Annotated in this window: 12 protein-coding genes; 5 read left to right on the top strand and 7 right to left on the bottom strand. The window is 69.2% G+C overall.

What is annotated here, in order from left to right; all coding sequences use genetic code 11:
• Nucleotides 1-13: 13 nt before the first annotated feature.
• Entirely contained in the window at nucleotides 14-1,411 is a 1,398-nt protein-coding gene (locus tag G6N61_RS16180) for an HNH endonuclease signature motif containing protein (protein ID WP_163919428.1), read from the bottom strand.
• 156 nt (nucleotides 1,412-1,567) lie between these two features.
• Here G6N61_RS16180 and G6N61_RS16175 point away from each other — a divergent pair, with 156 nt between their 5' ends.
• A complete protein-coding gene (locus tag G6N61_RS16175; RefSeq protein ID WP_163919427.1) occupies nucleotides 1,568-2,227 on the top strand; it encodes a DUF4304 domain-containing protein in 660 nt (219 codons plus the stop codon).
• Here G6N61_RS16175 and G6N61_RS16170 read toward each other — a convergent pair whose 3' ends face one another.
• From G6N61_RS16170 to G6N61_RS16155, 4 genes are all read right to left on the bottom strand, one after another.
• The gene (locus tag G6N61_RS16170; RefSeq protein WP_163924874.1) at nucleotides 2,228-3,517 is read right to left on the bottom strand and encodes a pyridoxal phosphate-dependent aminotransferase; all 1,290 of its coding nucleotides are present in this window, start codon (nucleotides 3,515-3,517) and stop codon (nucleotides 2,228-2,230) included.
• 17 nt (nucleotides 3,518-3,534) lie between these two features.
• Nucleotides 3,535-6,795, bottom strand: coding sequence for a heterodisulfide reductase-related iron-sulfur binding cluster (locus G6N61_RS16165; RefSeq protein WP_163919426.1), 3,261 nt, complete (start codon nucleotides 6,793-6,795; stop codon nucleotides 3,535-3,537).
• Between the two features lie 246 nt (nucleotides 6,796-7,041).
• The gene (gene iniR / locus G6N61_RS16160; RefSeq protein ID WP_163919425.1) at nucleotides 7,042-9,558 is read right to left on the bottom strand and encodes an isoniazid response ATPase/transcriptional regulator IniR; all 2,517 of its coding nucleotides are present in this window, start codon (nucleotides 9,556-9,558) and stop codon (nucleotides 7,042-7,044) included.
• Nucleotides 9,555-11,492 carry an Hsp70 family protein gene (locus G6N61_RS16155; RefSeq protein ID WP_163919424.1) on the bottom strand — a complete coding sequence of 646 codons (1,938 nt, stop codon included), beginning with the start codon at nucleotides 11,490-11,492 and terminating at the stop codon, nucleotides 9,555-9,557. Before G6N61_RS16155 ends, iniR begins: the two co-directional genes overlap by 4 nt.
• Before the next feature lie 286 nt (nucleotides 11,493-11,778).
• On the opposite strand from G6N61_RS16155, the gene G6N61_RS16150 reads away from it, so the two are divergent.
• The 4 genes from G6N61_RS16150 (at nucleotide 11,779) to G6N61_RS16135 (ending at nucleotide 17,150) form a co-directional block, all read left to right on the top strand.
• Nucleotides 11,779-12,327 (top strand): Rv0340 family IniB-related protein, encoded by a 549-nt coding sequence (locus G6N61_RS16150; RefSeq protein WP_198339344.1) that lies wholly within the window; start codon nucleotides 11,779-11,781, stop codon nucleotides 12,325-12,327.
• A gap of 270 nt (nucleotides 12,328-12,597) precedes the next feature.
• Nucleotides 12,598-13,650 (top strand): IniB N-terminal domain-containing protein, encoded by a 1,053-nt coding sequence (locus G6N61_RS16145; RefSeq protein WP_163919423.1) that lies wholly within the window; start codon nucleotides 12,598-12,600, stop codon nucleotides 13,648-13,650.
• A gap of 98 nt (nucleotides 13,651-13,748) precedes the next feature.
• Nucleotides 13,749-15,608 (top strand): dynamin family protein, encoded by a 1,860-nt coding sequence (locus G6N61_RS16140; protein ID WP_163919422.1) that lies wholly within the window; start codon nucleotides 13,749-13,751, stop codon nucleotides 15,606-15,608.
• 48 nt (nucleotides 15,609-15,656) lie between these two features.
• Complete coding sequence (locus G6N61_RS16135; RefSeq protein ID WP_163919421.1) at nucleotides 15,657-17,150, top strand: dynamin family protein; 1,494 nt, start codon at nucleotides 15,657-15,659, stop codon at nucleotides 17,148-17,150.
• 6 nt (nucleotides 17,151-17,156) lie between these two features.
• On the opposite strand, the gene G6N61_RS16130 is transcribed toward G6N61_RS16135, so the two are convergent.
• The gene (locus tag G6N61_RS16130) at nucleotides 17,157-17,750 is read right to left on the bottom strand and encodes a hypothetical protein (protein ID WP_163919420.1); all 594 of its coding nucleotides are present in this window, start codon (nucleotides 17,748-17,750) and stop codon (nucleotides 17,157-17,159) included.
• A 30-nt stretch (nucleotides 17,751-17,780) separates the two neighbouring features.
• Nucleotides 17,781-18,224: a hypothetical protein gene (locus G6N61_RS16125; RefSeq protein ID WP_235887565.1), complete on the bottom strand. Its 444-nt coding sequence runs from the start codon at nucleotides 18,222-18,224 to the stop codon at nucleotides 17,781-17,783.
• Between the last annotated feature and the right edge of the window lie 3 nt (nucleotides 18,225-18,227).

Genomic DNA, 18,227 nt, shown 5'->3' with positions numbered 1-18,227 from the left:
AGGGCGAGAGCCGTCACCGGTCGTCGGGCCTCGGGTGGAGGTCCGAATCGCGGTGGAGGGGGTTGACCTCGGGCGGGGCGCCACCAACCGACCAGGCCAAACGCCCGTCATCGGTCACGGTGGTGGTGGCATGGCCGCGCGTGACCAAAGCGTGGTCGCGTGGGCAGGCGAAGTAGAGGCAATCGGCGTCGGTGCGGCCGTCGGGGTCCCAGTCCGGCGCGTGGTGGACTTCGCAGTAATAGCCAGCGGCGGTGCAGCCGGGCCGGGTGCATCCCTGATCTCGGGCGTGGCACACGATGCGCTGGTCGACGGTGGCGATGCGGGTGCTGCGCGCCAGATATAGCGGCCGGTCGGAGTGACCGTCGAACACGCACAGGTAGTGAATGCTGTTGGCAGCCATGCGGATGAGGTCGCGCATCGGCAGCATCGAACCGCCGCCGGTGCGGGCAGGCCGTGGCATCGGGACGTCGGGGTCGGTCATCGCATGAGCGGCTTGCTCGAGGTCGGCGACCGTGGTGGTCGCGATGACGGTGACCGGGATGCCGCGGTGGGTGCCGAGTGCGCCGGATTTCAGGCCGGCGCGCAGTCCCAGTTTCAGGGCGTCATGCATGCGTTGGGAGTCGGTGCGGCCGTCGGTGGCGGCGTCGACGACGGTGGCGTCGGTGCCGGGCACATGGTGGCCGGGGCGGACCGCAGCCCCCGTTGCTTCGAGCAGGGCACGGGTTTCGGGGTCGACGTTCCCGCTGAGCTTGCTCATACCGTCGGGGCCCTGTCGACCGAGCTTCAGGCAGCGGCGTCTAGCGCGGTCCTGGTCGTTGAAGATGCCGTCGGGATTGATGGTGTCGGCGATGCGCTTGCCGACCTCCGCGACGAAGGCCGAGTCTTGTTGGCGGGCGTGCTCGACGAGGGTGCTTTCGACGGCGGCCATCTCGGCCGCGGCGATCTGGGGTAGTGCGTCGATGGCGTCGCACACCTTGGCGATGTGGTCCTCGCCGACGGCGCCGGCCTCGATGGCCTCGGCCAGTGCGGGTAGTTCTGCGGGAATGGTGTCGCCGGTGAGTGACCGACGCGGGCTCACGCGGGCGGCCACCTTGAACCGGCGAGACACTTCCTTGGGTACGAGGCGCAGTCGACGGGCGAGTGTGTCGCGCAGTCGCACTCCGGGGCTGCCGGGAAGACGGTCGTCGCCGTCGGGTGGGTCGGCCATTTCGGCGAACATGCGATAGGACAGGCCGCGGTTGAGCCGGTTGTGGTACTCGAGGCGTTCGGTGATCTCTACGCGAAAGGCGTTGCCCACCATGTCCGTCGACGTCTCCCGAAGCCGATCCATCGCTGCGTCGATCGCGTCGAGGTCCGCCCGAACCCGATCCCGCGCCGCGTCGGCGAACAAGAACGGGCGAGCTGCGGTCATGCCCCCACTTTACTCGAACACGTGTTCGAATGCCCGGGTGATCGCGAATCCTGTGGATGAATCGGTGACTGTGGATGGATCCGCACCATGGCGTGTGCGCGACATAGCCTTTGGGATGGGCCGCGAGATTCGTGGGCCGCTCGAAAGGAGCCGCGAGTGCGCGATCTCGACGATGAAAACACACCGCTGAGGCCGCAATTCGACCTCCTGCTCTCGGAAGGAGTCGGCCCGTTCCTCGGCTCGATGGGCTTCACCCAGCACGGGACGAAGTTCGTCAGATACCGCGGGCCCATCTACGACGTAATCGGGTTTCAGAACGACTGGCACAACGACGTGTACTCGTGGCACGGGTTCTTCGTCAACGTCGGCGTCGGCTCCCGCGAGGTCGACGAGGTGTGGCCGGGCCCATGCCCGCAGCCCCCGATTGGCTTCCTGTTCGACCGCCGCTGGGAGTCGGTGGTGCCAGACCTGCCCTATGAACCCCGATTCGACCGCGACACCAATATGAAGGAGTTCGCAGCTGCACTTCGAGAAGGCCTCGAAATGGTGGTCGCCGTCATCGAAGGATTCGATTGCACGGCAACGCTCGTGGAGTATGCGACGACGAACAACCTCCTCATCGCCTACGAGAGGACGTGCTGTTATCTCGCCGCCGTAGAGGACGTCGAGGCACTGGCCGGCTACGTCGGTGTACTCCGAGACCACTTCGGCCACCAGGAACGCTGGGCGAACTTCAATCGCGAGATCAGCTGGGTGTCTGGAGCGTGCGCGCAGACGTTGGTCGAAAGGGGTGTCCTGGACCCGGTGGCTCGTTGACTACTGGCGGTAGGACGCCAAGAAGTTGCCGAGCCGCTCGATGGCGTTGGCGAGATCGCGTGCCCATGGCAGCGTCACGATGCGCAGGTGGTCGGGGGCGGGCCAGTTGAACCCGGTGCCCTGCACGACCAGGATCTTCTCCTGCAGCAGGAGGTCGAGGACCAGTTGCTCGTCGTCGTGGATGTCGTGGACTTCGGGGTCCAGGCGAGGGAACGCGTACAGCGCGCCCCCGGGTTTCACGCAGGACACCCCTGGGATCTCGTTGAGCTTGTTCCAGGCGACGTCGCGCTGTTCGAGCAGCCGACCGCCAGGCAACACCAGGTCGTCGATGCTCTGATGACCGCCGAGCGCCACCTGAATGGCGTACTGCGCGGGCACGTTCGGGCACAGCCGCATGTTCGACAGCAGGTTGATGCCCTCGAGGAAGCTCGACGCGTGCTCCTTGGGTCCGGTGATCACCAGCCACCCGGACCGGTAGCCAGCCACCCGGTAGGCCTTCGAGAGACCGTTGAACGTCAGCGTCAGCAGATCGGGGGCGAGCGTGGCCAGGCTGATGTGCTTGGCGTCCTCGTAGAGGATCTTGTCGTAGATCTCGTCGGCGAGCAGCAGGAGCTGGTGCTTGCGGGCGAGTTCCACCATCTGCTCGAGGACTTCGCGGCCGTACACCGCGCCGGTCGGGTTGTTCGGGTTGATCACGACGAGCGCCTTCGTGCGTTCGGTGATCTTCGACTCGAGGTCGGCGATGTCGGGCTGCCACCCCTGGGTCTCGTCGCACAGGTAGTGCACCGGGGTTCCGCCGGCCAGCGAGGTCGACGCCGTCCACAGCGGATAGTCGGGCGCGGGAATGAGCACCTGGTCGCCGTTGTCGAGCAGCGCCTGCAGCGTCATCGTGATCAGCTCGGAGACACCGTTGCCGAGGAACACGTCGTCGATGTCGAAACGCGGGAAGCCGTCGACCAATTCGTAGCGGGTGAACACCGCGCGGCGGGCGCTCACGATGCCCTTCGAGTCCGAGTACCCCTGCGCGTTCGGCAGCGCCTGGATCATGTCGCGCATGATCACGTCCGGCGCCTCGAAGCCGAACGGCGCCGGGTTGCCGATGTTCAGCTTGAGGATCCGGTGCCCTTCGGCCTCCAGTCGTGACGCGTGTTCGTGTACTGGACCGCGGATCTCGTACAGGACATCCTGCAGCTTGGACGACTGCGTGAACGTGCGCTGCCGTGGCTGGTTCCCCGTGTGCCACGGAAGCTGTTGAATACCCACGTCCCTCATCGTCCCATCGCGGTCCAGTGAATTTGCCTGCGCGACTACTTCTTGCCGGGGCGACGTACGCCAGGAGCCAGCCCGAGGCCCTTCACCGGCACCGACGGCTTGGCCGGTTCCGGCTGTGACTCTTCGGCTTTCGGCTCGGGTGCTGACTCCGGCTTAGGCGCAGACTCGGGCTCGGGTGCCGGCGCGGCATCCGAAGCAGGCTCCGGCTCGGGTGCCGAAGCAGGCGCGGGAGCCGACGCCGCGGGAGCGGCAGCCTTCTTCTGGCCCGGCTTCTTGATGCCACCGGCGAGGCCGAGTCCGCCCTTGGCGGCAGCCGGCTTCGGCTCCGCAGGTGCCTCCGGGGCCGCCGCCGCGGCGGGTGCCTCGGCAGGAGCCTCGGCGGGTGCAGCAGGAGCAGCGCTGGCGGCGGGTGCCGGAGCGGCCTTCTTGGCGCCTGGCTTCTTGATCCCACCGGCCAGACCCAGTCCGCCCTTGGCGGCGGCGGGCTTCGGCTCTGCGGTCTCGGTGGCCGGGGCTTGAGGTGCCGCCTCGGCGGGTGTCTCCGCGGGAGCCGACGTCGTCGTGGGTGCGGATGCCGCTGCGGGAGCGGCCTTCTTGGCGCCCGGCTTCTTCACGCCACCGGCGAGGCCGAGTCCGCCCTTGGCGGGTGCCGGCTTCGCGTCGGCCGCCTCGGCGGGAGCCGATGCCTCCGCGGGTGCGGATGCCGCTGCGGGAGCGGCCTTCTTGGCACCGGGCTTCTTGACGCCACCGGCAAGACCGAGTCCGCCCTTTGCGGGCGCGGCGGTCTCGGCAGGAGCAGCAGCGGGAGCAGACGCCTTGGCGCCGGGCTTCTTGATGCCGCCGGCCAGGCCCATGCCGCCCTTCGCGGGCTTGGCGGGTGCGGAGGTGTCGGCCGACGTCCCGACTTCGGACTCGGACACCGGCGTCGCCTCGGCGGCCGGCACGTCACCGGGTTCGTCCTCGATCTCGGACGCCTTGATCTCGGCGGGCGCGGACGCAGCGGCCTTGGCGTTGCGCTCGTCGGCACGCTCGGCGTACCACTTGGCCGCAGCGCCCTTCTCGGGCAGCGTGACCGTGTCCTTGTCGAGTGCGGCGAGCAGCAGCTGCGCCACGTCGAGCACCTCGACCTCTTGCTTGCCGATCGCCTCGGCGCGGTCACCCACGCCGTCGGTCATCATGACGCGGCAGAAGGGGCAGCCCGTCGCGATCTTCGTGGCGTCGGTGTTGAGGGCTTCCTCGACGCGTTCGTGGTTCACGCGCTTGCCGATGTGCTCTTCCATCCACATCCGCGCGCCACCGGCACCGCAGCACAGACCACGGTCGGCGTGCCGCGGCATCTCGGTGAGCGTGGCACCCGAGGCGCCGATCAGCTCGCGAGGTGCGGAGTATTCCTTGTTGTGGCGGCCCAGGTAGCACGGGTCGTGGTAGGTGACGTCCTGGCTGACCGGGCTGACGGGCACGAGCTTCTTGTCGCGCACCAGGCGGTTCAGCAGCTGGGTGTGGTGCAGCACCGTGTAATTGGTGCCGAGCTGCTGGTACTCGCGGCCAATGGTGTTGAAGCAGTGCGGGCAGGTGACGACGATCTTGCGGTCGACGGTCTCGACGCCCTCGAACAGCTCGTCGATGGTCGCAACGTTCTGCTGCGCGAGCTGCTGGAACAGGAACTCGTTGCCGGACCGGCGCGCGGAGTCACCGTTGCAGGACTCCGCGGAGCCCAGCACCAGGAACTTCACGTCGGCGGCGGCGAGCAACTCGGCCACGGCCTTGGTGGTCTTCTTGGCGCGGTCCTCGAAGGCGCCGGCGCAGCCGACGTAGAAGAGGTACTCGAAGCCGTCGAAGGAGTCGACGTCCTCGCCGTAGACCGGGACGTCGAAGTCGACCTCGTTGATCCAGGCGGTCCGCTCGCGGGCGCTCTGGCCCCACGGGTTGCCCTTGGTCTCGAGGTTCTTGAACAGGCCGCTGAGTTCGGCGGGGAACTCCGAGGCGACCATCACCTGGTAGCGACGCATGTCGACGATGTGGTCGATGTGCTCGATGTCGACGGGGCACTGCTCGACGCAGGCGCCGCAGGTGGTGCAGGACCACAGCACGTCGGGGTCGATGACGCCGCCCTCTTCGAGGGTGCCGACCAGCGGGCGGGTCGCCTGCTCGGGGCCGGAGCCCAGGACGCGTTCGAAGCCGGATTCCGGGACGTGAGCGTGCTCGTCGTGCTTCTTCTCGCCCTTGACGTCCTCGCCGAGACCGCCGGAGGGGGTGTTCTCCAGCGGGCTCTCCTGGTCACCGAGGATGTACGGCGCCTTGGCGAACAGGTGGTCGCGCAGGTTCATGATGACGAGCTTGGGCGACAACGGCTTTCCGGTGTTCCACGCCGGGCACTGCGACTGGCAGCGGCCGCACTCGGTACACGTGGTGAAGTCCAGATAGGCCTTCCAGGTGAAGTCCTCTATCTTTCCTCGACCGAACTGCGCGTCCTCGTCGGGATCCTCGAAGTCGATGTACTTGCCGCCGGACTCCATCGGCAGCAGCGGGCCCAGGGCGTTGGGCAGGCGCTTGAACGTGACGTTGATCGGTGCCAGGCCGATGTGCAGGTGCTTGGAGTGCAGCACGATCAGCAGGAAGACCAGCATGACGCCGATGTGCAGCAGCAGCGCGCCGCGCTCGACGTACTCGTTGGTGTGCTCGCCGAGCGGTGACAGCAGCCAGCCCATGGCGTGGGAGAAGAAGGCGCCCTTGCCGTAGGGCAGGTTGCCGGTGGCGACGGCGGCGCCACGGAAGATCGCGTACGTCCAGACGACGTTGAAGATCATGAAGAGGATCAGCCACGCGCCACCGGTGTGCGAGCCGTAGAAGCGCGAATCCCGGCCGTACTCCTTGGGTTCGGACCTCAGGCGGATGACGGCGAAGGTCGCGATGCCGAGGAAGACGGCGACGGCGAAGAAGTCCTGCAGGAAGCCGAGGATCTCCCAGTGCCCGACGATCGGGATGGCGAACTTCGGGTAGAAGAGGACGCCGTAGGCCTCGAGGTAGACGGTGGCGAGGACGAAGAAGCCCCACATCGTGAAGAAGTGGGCGATGCCGGGGATCGACCAGCGCAGCAGTCGGGTCTGGGCGAAGACCTCCTTGAACTGCGTGGTGATGCGCGTCTTCAGGTCGTCCTTGCGGGCGCCCTCGTCAAGCGTCGGCTGGCCGGACCTGATCAGCTTCGTCAGCCACAGCACGCGCTTGACGGCGAGACCCGCCACGACGAGCGTCATGATGACGCCGATGATCATCGTGACGAGGGTGAGCGTGTCCACCGATTGCCTCCCGAGATGAAGCTACCTACCAGTAACTTATTGTGCATTACTGACGGGTAACTTAGGGCTTATGCCTGCTCATAGTTACATCCTGGGAACAATCGACGCTATGAAGGCTGACCTAACTAACTAGGTTCAGACACTGATCGGGGCAGGGATTGCCGTCCGGTTGCTGGTAGTCGCGCCGAGACGCACCCGGCTGCCACCGGAAGAGTGGTCATCGTCACACGCGGGAGATGAGTGAGATCAGCTGGGAGTCCCCAGGATCGCTCGCAACATCGACATCAGCTCCGAACGCGATTCGGCGCCCAACCTGCGCCGGATCCGCGCGACGTGGTGCTCGACGGTCTTCGCCGAGATGAGCAGCTGACTGCCGATGTCGCGGTAGGGCATCCCCTGCAGGACGAGTTCGGCAACCTCGCGCTCGCGATCGGACAGCCTGCTCCAGTTGGGCATCGACGAGTCCGGGGCAGCAGCGGAACCGGCGGGCGCGGTCGCCGACGCAGGCGCCGACGCGGCGGGAGGGGCCGGCTCCGCGCTCGCGGTACTCGTCACCTTCAGGTCGCGCGCCAGCTGGAGCATCGCCGCCGAGATCCGGCCGTCGGGCGTCTGCAGCGCGGCCTGGCTGGCGAGTCGGGTGGCGTCCCACCCCAGTCCGAACTGAGCCAGTGACCTCGCCGCGGCCGTGACCTCGTCGACCTCCACGTGGTTGGCCAGCACCCGCAGCCAGGTGCGGCCGGCGTTGGCGAGCGATCGGGCGAACGTGCTGTGCGCGGCCGCGGCGGTCAGCGCCTGTCCGTGCGGGGCCACGGCGTCCGGCGAGTTCGCGAGGATGCCCGCGTGCACGCCCGCCCAGTGCAGGGGGAGTGACCACGCGATCGGGTTGCCGAGCCGGCCGAGCAGGTCGAAGGCCTCGTCGACGGTGTGGGTTAGCCGATCGACCTGGTGCAGTCGCGCCGCGGCGATCCACAGTTCGCCCAGCGGCAGCAGGGAGTACAGGTCGATGGAGTACTCGGTGAGCACCTCCATGGCCGCGTACCAGTGCTTCTGAACGGCGCCGCTGTCGCCGTTGCGGCGCGCGATCGCGGTCTGCAGCGCCGACGCCCACAACGCGTCGCGGCGATGCAGCGGCGCATTCGTGGCCGTCACGGCGGCGACGTCGGTACCCGCGGCCGCCAACTGACCGTCGAGCATCCGGATCCAGCCCAGCAGCAGCCGGTGCCGGTGGGCGAAGAACGCGGTTGCCTCGTCACCGGGTACGGCCAGCGCCCGTCCGACGACGCTGCGGGCGCGCACCGGGTCGCCGGCGTGCAGCGCGGTCAGCGCGACCACGGCTGCCGCACTGTCCGGAGTGACGCCCGGCGCCGACGGCCTGGCCGAAATCGACTGTGAGAGACGAGCCATCGCGGTTGGGTATGTCGAGTCGAGCGACGCGATCAACCCCTCGGCCAGGTGGCGGGCCGCGCGCGCATCGGAGGTGGGCGGTCCCTGCGCTTCGGCCGCCAGCGCCGCGCGAGCGGCCTGCGGGTCGCCGACGCCGATGGCAACGACGGCGTTCGCCGAGGCGATCACGGCGTCGGGGTGCGGGCCCAGCCACGCGAACAACTCGGCGGCCTGCGCGGCGCTCCCGTCGTGCACCGCCACGCTGGCCGCAATGCGCACCGCGGCGGCCTTCTCGCCGGCATCCTCGGACGTCAGCAGTTCGTCGGCGATCCGGCCCGCCGTGGCGCAGTCACCGCTGGCCGCAAGCGCATCGGCCAGCCGGGAGTCGCGAGCGCCGGGGTCGACCTCGGCAGCCGCCCGGTACAACCGCGCCGTGCGTGCCGGGTGAGCGCGGTTGCGATCGGCCAGCGCGGTCAGCGCGTCGGCCAGCAGCGGGTCGCGCAGGCCGTGATCGGCCATCCGGAGCGCGAGGTCGACGGTCAGCGTCGACGAGTCGAGCTGCGTCCGAAGCAATCTCGTCTCGATCTCGTGGTGCCGGGTGGCGCCGACGATCTGGGCGAGACACCGATGCAGGGTGCGCAAGAAGATCGGGTTGTGCGACGGTGCGATCAGGCCGGTGGCACGCGCCCGGTCGACCAGTCGGTGCACCGGGGCGCTCTCGAGATCGAGGGCGCCCGCCACGTCGTCCGGCCCCAGTTCCGGGCTCAGCGAGCAGATCAGCAGCGTGTCCACGACAGCGTCGTCGGCGCGGCGCAGTCGCTCGATCAGGGCCGCGCGCGTGGCCGCAGAGATCGCGGATCCCGGTGACTCGGCGTCGGGTGCCGCGGCTGCGGTGACGGCGGCTCGGACGAGGAACGGCACGCCCGCGGTCGCCGTCGCCACCGACCGGACCATCTCCAGCGGCGGCGGCGAGCCGATGACTTCGCTTGCGAGACGGGCGATCTCGGGTGGGGTCAGCGGACCCAACGTCACCACCGGCGACTGCCTCGCCGCGGCGGCCGACAGTTCCGTGAGGCCGCGATGCTGGGATTGCGGTTCCGCGGCGACGATGACGGTCGTGGCCGGGTCGGTCATCAGGTCGGCCAGGTGCTGCAGTTCGGCGTCGTCGAGTAGGTGAGCGTCGTCGACCACGATGGCGGCTCCCGGCGGGTCGCCGTCGCGTGGCGCGCGGGCGATGACGGCGATGCCCGCAGCACGCAGGGCCGCTCGAACGCCGCCCAGTACCAACGACTTACCCGACCCGATCCCACCCGACACCAGTGCCTTCGTGGGCTCGGTGGGTGACGCCGTCAGCGTCGCGACGACGTCCTGTGCGGTCATGGGAACAGCGGCAGCACGGGGACTTCGGCGACCGGCGGCGGCGCAGGTGCCACCTCCGGAACGGTTTCGACGACCGGGATGGTCGGTGCCGGCTGCGCGTCGGGCGTATCGGGAACGACCGGGACCGTGGTGGTGGGCGGTGGCGCGACCGTGGTGGTGGGCGGCGGGACGGTGGTGGTCGGCGGCGGTGTGGTGGTCGTCGGCGGCACGGTGGTCGTGGTCGTCGGGGGAGTTGTCGTCGTCGTGGTCGTGGTGGTCGTCGTCGTGGTGGTCGTGGTGGTGGTCGGCGACGTCGTGGTGGTCGTGGTGGTGGGCGGCGCCGACGACGACGACGGGTTCGTGGTTCCCGGGGCCGGGGGAGTCGTCGTCAACGGCCGGTTGCGGTAGGTCTCGGCCTCCGAGGACGGCACGACGGTGGTGGTGACCAGGCCGTCGTCACCGGTGCTGGTGATGGTGACGTTCTCGGTCACCGGCGTCGAGTCGGTCGACGTGCTGGTCAGCGTCACCGCAAGCCCTCCGACGGCCAGCAGCGCGGCTGCCGCGGCAGCCCCGAACAGCAGCGGGGGCCGCTTGTACCAGGGCAGCGGCCCCGGTTCGTCGTCGTCGTAGGGCTCGTCGCGCGCCGCGAAGTCGACCGGCGGCCGGGCGTCGGTCGCGCTGCCGTAGTCGTACTCGCCACCGGCGTAGGGCAGTGGATCGTCGGATTCGACGCCCTGGGACCAGGCCAGTGAGTCGGCGGCCGACGTGTCGGCGGCGCTCGGTGCGGCCTGGGTCGGGAAGGCGGCACCCGCTGCGGCACCGGCCGCAACTCCCGCCGCCCCGGCACCCGCTACCCAGCCCATGGTCGGTGCGAGACCGGTCGCGTCGTCCGCCACGGGCGCGAGCCCGGTGGCATCGTCGCTCAGTCCGCCGCCCAGCCCGCCGGCAGACAGCACGGCCGCACCTGCAGCACCGACCACCTGCGGCTGCGGCGTGGTCACGACGGGCGCGCGCAGCCGTTCCGACAGCCGCTGGGTCACCAGCGGGATCGAGGCGCCGCCGCCGACGGTCGCGACCGCCGTGATGGCCGCCATCGGAATCCTGAACTGCTGCAACGACTGTTCGATCGCACCCATCAGACCGTTGAGCGGCTGATCGATGAGGCGTTCGAGTTCGGGGCGGGTGACCCGTACGTCGGACGAGAAACCGGGCAACGCGACCGGGATGACGGCCGCGGTGTCGGCGGACAACCTCTCCTTGGCCTGCCTGCAGTCGTCGCGCAATTTGGTCAGCGAGCCGACCGCCGCGGTGCCCGCGGGATCCGGGTTGCTCGCGTCGGCGACGCCGGAGATCACGTGGTTGAGCAGTGACTGGTCGACGAGATCGCCGGAGAAGTCCGGGTAGCGGATGGTGTCGCCGATGACGGCCATGCCCGCGCGCGCATCGGCCAGCGTCACGCTGGTGCCGTTCGCGCCGAAGTCGCACAGCACGACGACGCCGTCGGCCGGCAGGCCAGGCGCGACGCGGAGCGCGGACAGCGCCGCCGCCGAGTCGGGGACGAGCGTGGGCGGCACCCCGCCGGGGGACAAATTCGGTTTGTCGCGCAACGCATTCCGCAAGGCGCCGACGACACCGGCGTTCCAGTGCGCGGGCACCGCGATCGTGACGGGCGCGCCGCCGCCGACGGCACGGGCCATCGCGTCCAACGCTTCGACGAGCACGACCTCACCGCGGTGCGACGAGCCGTCGGAGGCAACCATCGGCACCGGGTCGCCGACCCGCTCGACGAACCCGGTGAGGACGAGGTTGGGCTGGGTGGGGCCGAACTGGTCGCCGACCTCCGGTGCGCGATCGTTGAACAGAGCCAGCGCAGCGCGCCGCACCACGGGGGGACGCCCGATGGCGGCCGCGACCAGGTTCGTGGTCCCGACGGACAGTCCGAGTGAGTCGCTCATGTAGGAAGACCTCTGAGTCAGATCGAGGGAGCAGTGTCGACGGTTCCTCGCGCAGGGCTCTTGAAGGCAGGGCAGCGCAGAAGACCAGCCCTCACCATAGCGGGCGGTATGGGGCTGCGTGGGCGATCCCCCTAAGGGTTCGAGAACCCCTAACGTCGAACCCCCTAACGAGGGTCGCCCGGGGTTGGGTTCGGCACCGATTCGGTGAGGCTGCCTGCGCCGATAGCATTTCGGGCAAGGCAGTGCGTGATCTGCCAGCTCACCGAATTACGAGAGAGGGGGACCCGTGGCGAACTCGCTACTCGACTTCGTGATGTCGGTGGTGCGCGACCCCGACGTCGCGGCCCAGTATGCCGCCGACCCGGCCCAGGCCATCTCCGCGGCGAATCTGACCGACGTCACCAGTGCCGACGTCAACAGCTTGATCCCGGTGGTCACCGAGTCGCTCTCGGCGGCGCCGGTGTCCGGATTCGACGCGATCGGCGACGCGGGGAACGTGTGGTCGAGTGGTGCTGCCACCGCAGCATTCGACGCGTTCGACGATCACCTGCCGCTGCAGGGCATCGACGACTCGCCCGTCGTGCACGACCTGATCGCCCAGCCCGACGGCGCCGCACCCGGTGTGGTGGACACGGCGTGGGACGACTGGGATGGCGGGCTGAACGCGGTGGCCACGGCCGACGACCCGGGCCTGGCCTTCGATGCGCCGGTTATCGACGACGGCACGGTGGCCGAGAGCCTCGACGCCCTCGACGACTGGACGCAGCCGGCAGGCGGCGACGGCACCGTCGACACCCCCAACGCCGACCCCCAAGGGTTCGACGCCTTCAACTGAATTCACCCTGCACACCACGACAGCGCGGCCGGAAACGGCCGCGCTGTCGTCGTATTCGGGCAGTTCACGGGGTAGAACAGGCGACCCCCGACCAATCCCCTAATCCCCTAACGCAAACCCCAGGGGCATCCCACCATGGCAGGGTGAGAGCAGGGGTTTCGGCCCCGTTCCCGGTGGCCTCGCGGATCCATAGATTCGTAGTCAGTTCGCCGGACAGCCGGCGACAGGCTCCTCGTCCAAATCCGAGAACCCCAACCGAAAGGCAGTCCGATGACCACTCTGATCGACTACATCCTCGACCTCTTCCGTAGCCCCGACGTCGCCGCGGCCTTCGTGACGGACCCGGATGGCGCCCTGCGTGACGCCGGCTTCCCCAGCGTCAGCCCGGCCCAGCTCCAGGCCGTCGCCGCCAGCGCGGCCCCGGCCGGACTGGCCCTCGGCGGCGGTGGCGACCCGATCGTCGGTCTGCAGCGGGCGGTGTCCGATCACCACAACTTCGCCTCGCCGTTCTCCCCGCAGACGACGTTCGCGCCGCAGACCGCCACGGAGTTCGCCAGCCGGAACAACACCGACCTGGCCAGCAACAACGACCTGTTCAGCCCGGACCAGAGCGCCGGCGCCAACGCCCAGAACGGTGCCTTCAACCTGGGCTTCGGTGACATCACCTTCGGCGACAAGACCAGCAACACCGCCACCAACGGCGGCGTGGTCGTCGGCGGCGACAACGACGGCGACGTCGTGACCGGTGACGGCGCGGTCCTCGGCAACAACAACGACGTCAACAACGGTGACGTCATCGCCGGAACCGGCTCCAACGTCAACATCGGCGAGGGCGACATCGAGGACAACGGCACCACCGCCACCGGCGGCAGCACCGTCATCCAGGACAACGAGGGCCCCGTGCTCAACGACGTCGACGCCAGCGGTGGCAACGGCGGCGGTGCCAGCGGTGGCGGCAGCCTCATCGGCATCGGCGGCGGCGACGCCTCCGGCGGCAACGCAGGTGGCGGCGGCATCGTGATCGTCGACAACGACACCAGCACCGTCGGCGGCAGCCAGACCAACATCGGTGGCGACTCGGGTAGCGACAACACCGTCGACAACTCGGTCAGCTCCCAGGTCCAGACGTCGGTCGAGACCGAGGCGAACACGTCGGTCGAGGACAACTCCTCGAGCTTCGAGTCCAACATCGGGTCGAACAACGACACCGACATCGCGTCGAACAACGACACCGAGATCGACACCGACATCGCCTCGAACAACGACGTCGACACCGATCTGGCGTCGAACAACAACACCAACACCGGTTTCGACGCATTCTGATCGAGACCGACGCATGATCCGCGACTGGCGGGAACCTCGAGGTTCCCGCCAGTTCGTGCGTTTACCGTTGGCCTGACGCAGGCAGGGGAAGAGACACCATGACGCAACCGAACGCACCGGCCAGACCGGTCAAGGTCATCGTCGAGCTGATCGACCACAGCACGAAGATCGCCGCTGCCTACGACCGGGGGGATCTCGTCGAGCGCCTCGGCCGCGCGAAGGTCCGGATCTCCGACCCGCAGATCCGGGTGGTGATCGCCGGCCAGCTCAAGCAGGGCAAGAGCCAGCTGCTCAACTCGCTGCTGAACGTGCCCGTCGCCCGCGTCGGCGACGACGAGACCACCGTCCTGGCGACCGTCGTGTCGTTCGGTGAGCAGGCCACCGCGCAGATCGTCGTGTCCAACGGCGACGGCGACGAGCCCGAGGTGATCCCGATCCCGCCGTCGCGGGTGCAGACCGATCTACGGCGGGCGCCGGAAGCCGGTGGCAGGGAGGTGCTGCGCGTCGAGGTCACCGCCCCCAGCCCGCTGCTGAAGAACGGGCTGGCGTTCGTCGACACCCCGGGCGTCGGCGGTCACGGCCAGCCGCACCTGGCGTCGACGCTGGGTCTGCTTCCGGACGCCGACGCGCTGCTGATGGTCAGCGACACCAGCCAGGAGTTCATCGAACCCGAGATGACCTTCATCAGGCAGGCGCTCGAGATCTGCCCGGTGGCAACGATTCTCGCGACCAAGACCGACCTCTACCCGCACTGGCGCGAGATCGTCGACGCCAACGTCGCACACCTGCGCCGCGCCGGCATCGACACCCCGATCGTGCCGGTGTCGGCGGTGCTGCGCAGCCATGCCATCTCGCTGAACGACAAGGAACTCAACGAGGAGTCGAACTTCCCGGCCATCGTGAAGTTCCTCAGCGAGAAGGTGCTGTCGCGGGAGAACGACCGGGTTCGTGACCAGGTGCTCACCGAAGTGCGTTCGGCCGCCGAACATCTGACGCTCGCCGTCAGCTCCGAGCTGGCGTCGATCAACGATCCGTCCGAGCGGGAACGGCTCACCGCGGACCTCGAGCAACGCAAGCGCGACGCGCAGGAGGCCATGGCGCACACCGCGCTGTGGCAGCAGGTGCTCAACGACGGCATCTCCGACCTGACCGCCGACGTCGAACACGATCTGCGCGGGCGGTTCCGGGCGATCACCCAGTACACCGAGAAGGTCATCGACGACTGCGATCCGACGCAGCACTGGGCCGAGATCGGGTCCGAACTCGAGAACGCCGTCGCCACGGCCGTCGGCGACAACTTCGTCTGGGCGTACCAGCGCGCCGAGGTGCTCGCCGACGAGGTGGCCCGGGTCTTCATGCAGGCAGGCATCGACGCGATCGACACGCCGCGCATCGACGCCCGCGAGATGGGCGAGGGCTTCGGCGAACTCAAGTCGGTGTCGCGGCTCGAAGCCAAGCCCGTGCGCGCAGGCGACCGGGTGGTCTCGGGCATGCGCGGGTCGTTCGGCGGTGTGATGATGTTCGGCATGCTGACGACCTTCGCCGGTCTCGGCATGTTCAACCCGCTGTCGATCGGCGCTGGTGCCCTGCTGGGCCGCAAGGCCTACAAGGACGACATGGACAACCGCATGCTGCGGGTGCGCAGCGAGGCCAAGAACAACATGCGCCGCTTCGTCGACGACGTCTCCTTCGTCGTCACCAAGGAATCCCGCGACCGGCTCAAGGGCATCCAGCGCCAGCTCCGCGACCACTACCGCGAGATCGCGAACCAGGCCAACCGCTCGCTGAGCGAATCGCTGCAGGCCACCCTCGCCGCGGCGAAGCTCGAGGAGAACGAGCGCGGCGCACGCGTGCGCGAACTCGAACGGCAACTCAACATCCTGCGCCAGGTCACCGAACACGCGGAGAAGTTGTCGACCCGGGCGACCGGGCCGAGTCCCGCACCCGTCGGCACCTAGGCTGGTGAACCGGCAACGTCACAGGGGAGAACTTCGGGGTAGCGCGATATGAGCACGAGCGATCGGGTGCGCGCGATCCTGGCCGGAACCGTGCAGGCGTACCGGTCGGACCCGGCATACCAACACCGCCCCGACATCCACGACGAACTCGACTGGATCGGCCGCCGGCTCAACCAGCCGATCCGCATCGCGCTCGCGGGCACGCTCAAGGCCGGCAAGTCCACGCTGGTGAACGCACTCGTCGGCGAGGAGATCGCCCCGACGGACGCCACCGAGGCCACCCGCATCGTCACCTGGTTCCGCAACGGCCCCACCCCGAGGGTCACGGCGAACCACCGCGGCGGGCGCCGGACGAACGTGCCGATCACGCGTGATCCCCGCGACCGCGGCCTGACGTTCGACCTCACCCGGCTCGACCCGGCCGAGGTGTTCGACCTCGACGTGGAGTGGCCGGCCGCCGAACTGATCGACGCCACGATCATCGACACCCCCGGCACGTCGTCGCTGAACCGCGACGTCTCCGAGCGGACACTGCGCCTGCTGGTGCCCGAGGACGGCGTCCCGCGCGTCGACGCCGTGGTGTTCCTGCTGCGCACCCTCAACGCCGCGGACATCGCACTGCTCAAGCAGATCGGCACGCTGGTCGGCGGCGCCTCGGGCGCACTCGGCGTCATCGGCGTGGCGTCGCGCGCCGACGAGATTGGGGCGGGCCGCATCGACGCGATGCTGTCGGCCAAGGACGTCGCCACCCGCTTCACCGCCGAGATGGACAAGACCGGCATCTGCCAGGCCGTGGTGCCCGTGTCGGGGCTGCTGGCGCTGACCGCGCGCACACTGCGCCAGAGCGAGTTCGTGGCGCTCGAGAAGCTCGCCGGGGTCGACGCGGCCGAGCTGAACAAGGCGATGCTGTCGGCCGACCGCTTCGTCCGTGAGGACAGCCAGCTGCCGGTGGACGCCGCGACGCGATCGGCGCTGCTCGAACGGTTCGGCATGTTCGGCATCCGCATCTCGATCGCCGTGCTGCGGGCCGGGATCGGCGACTCGGTGGCGCTGGCCGACGAACTGCTCGAGCGCAGCGGCCTGGTCGCGCTGCGCGACGTCATCGACCAGCAGTTCGCGCAGCGGTCCGATCTGCTCAAGGCGCACACCGCGCTGGTGTCACTGCGCCGCTTCGTCGAGGCCCACCCGATTTACGCGACGCCGTACATCGTGGCCGACATCGACCCGCTGCTGGCCGACACGCATGCCTTCGAGGAGCTGCGTCTGCTCAGCGCGCTGCGGTCGCGGCCGACGACGCTCAACGACGAGGAGATGGCCTCGCTGCGGCGCATCATCGGCGGATCGGGCACCGACCCGGCCAGCCGGCTCGGACTACAGCCCGACACGCCCTATGACGGCCCACGCGCCGCGTTCGCCGCCGCGCAACGCTGGCGGCGTCGCGCCGACCACCCGCTCAACGACCCGTTCACCACCAGGGCGTGCCGAGCCGCGGTGCGCAGTGCCGAGGCGCTGGTCGCGGAGTACGCAGCCCAGCGCCGCTGACCCGACTCAGGGCTGACTGGCGGGCGTGGGCGCCGACTCGGTGACCGTCTGGGTCGCGGTGCTGGTCTCCGTGACGGTGCTGGTGCTCGTACTGGTACTCGTGCTGGTGCTCGTGGTGGGCGGCGGGGTCGTGGTGGTCGTCGTGGATGGCGCAGTGGTCGTCGTCGTGGTCGACGGTGCCTCGCTGGAGGTCTCGGCCGAGGTCGACGGCGACTGCGTCACGGTCTCGGTGCCGGACGGTTCCGGAGCGACGCCCTCGGACGACGTCTCCGACGTACTCGTCGTCGTGGTGACGTCGGTGGTCGTGGAGTCGTCATCGGCGAGGTTGATCGCCAGGTAGACGATCGCGGCGACCAGCAGCGCGGCCACGGCGCCGAGGGCGACGAGCGGACCGGGCTTGCGGTACCACGGCGTCTCCGGCTCCGGCACGGGCTCGTACTGGGCGCCGGTCTGATACTGCTCGTAGGGTCCCGTCGGCTCGCCACCCTGGTAGTCGGCGTAGGCCTGGTCGCCGTAACCCTGGTTGCCGTAGCTCGCGTACTGGGTCGGGTCGTCGCCGGAGGCTTGATTCGGATCGTCGGGAGGTCCGCTACGCGTCATGACCACCGATGGTAGGGCGCGGCGCGACCGTCACGGGCGCGGGTACAGCGTCCTGGTCTCGTTGAGTCGAGGACGTGACCGGGTAGTGGTCGGATCGTCATCATCGGTCGCGCGCGGAGTCCGCGTCGTCGTGCTGGGCTCACCCGGCGACGTCTCGGTGCCCGATGTCTCGGTGCCCGACGTCTCCGTGCCCGACGTGGGGGGCGGCGGCGGCGCGTTCGGAGCGTCGATGTCGGTCGTCATCGGCGGGCTGGTGCTGGTCACCGTGCCGGTGGTGGTCGTCGCCGACCCCGACGAGGGGGTGCGGCTACCCGAGGTGGTGGTGTCGGTGAAGTACTGCTGTGCGGGCCCCGGCGCGTCGGAGTCCCGGACCAGCGCGGAGACGAGGAAGTACACGACGGCGATGACGGCGACGGCCCCGACACTCGCGGCGAGGAGCGTCGAGGTGCGCTCGTGCCACGCGGGTTCGGTCACGGG

Source organism: Mycolicibacterium arabiense (assembly GCF_010731815.2).
GTDB lineage: Bacteria > Actinomycetota > Actinomycetes > Mycobacteriales > Mycobacteriaceae > Mycobacterium > Mycobacterium arabiense.
This window is presented reverse-complemented; position numbering and strand designations above follow the sequence as displayed.

Bases quoted from the DNA above. Each gene is read 5' to 3' on its own strand.
- G6N61_RS16180 (WP_163919428.1), bottom strand. From the start codon at position 1,411: ATGACCGCAGCTCGCCCGTTCTTGTTCGCCGACGCGGCGCGGGATCGG.
- iniR (WP_163919425.1), bottom strand. From the start codon at position 9,558: ATGACCGCACAGGACGTCGTCGCGACGCTGACGGCGTCACCCACCGAG.
- G6N61_RS16155 (WP_163919424.1), bottom strand. From the start codon at position 11,492: ATGAGCGACTCACTCGGACTGTCCGTCGGGACCACGAACCTGGTCGCG.
- G6N61_RS16145 (WP_163919423.1), top strand. From the start codon at position 12,598: ATGACCACTCTGATCGACTACATCCTCGACCTCTTCCGTAGCCCCGAC.
- G6N61_RS16140 (WP_163919422.1), top strand. From the start codon at position 13,749: ATGACGCAACCGAACGCACCGGCCAGACCGGTCAAGGTCATCGTCGAG.
- G6N61_RS16135 (WP_163919421.1), top strand. From the start codon at position 15,657: ATGAGCACGAGCGATCGGGTGCGCGCGATCCTGGCCGGAACCGTGCAG.
- G6N61_RS16130 (WP_163919420.1), bottom strand. From the start codon at position 17,750: ATGACGCGTAGCGGACCTCCCGACGATCCGAATCAAGCCTCCGGCGAC.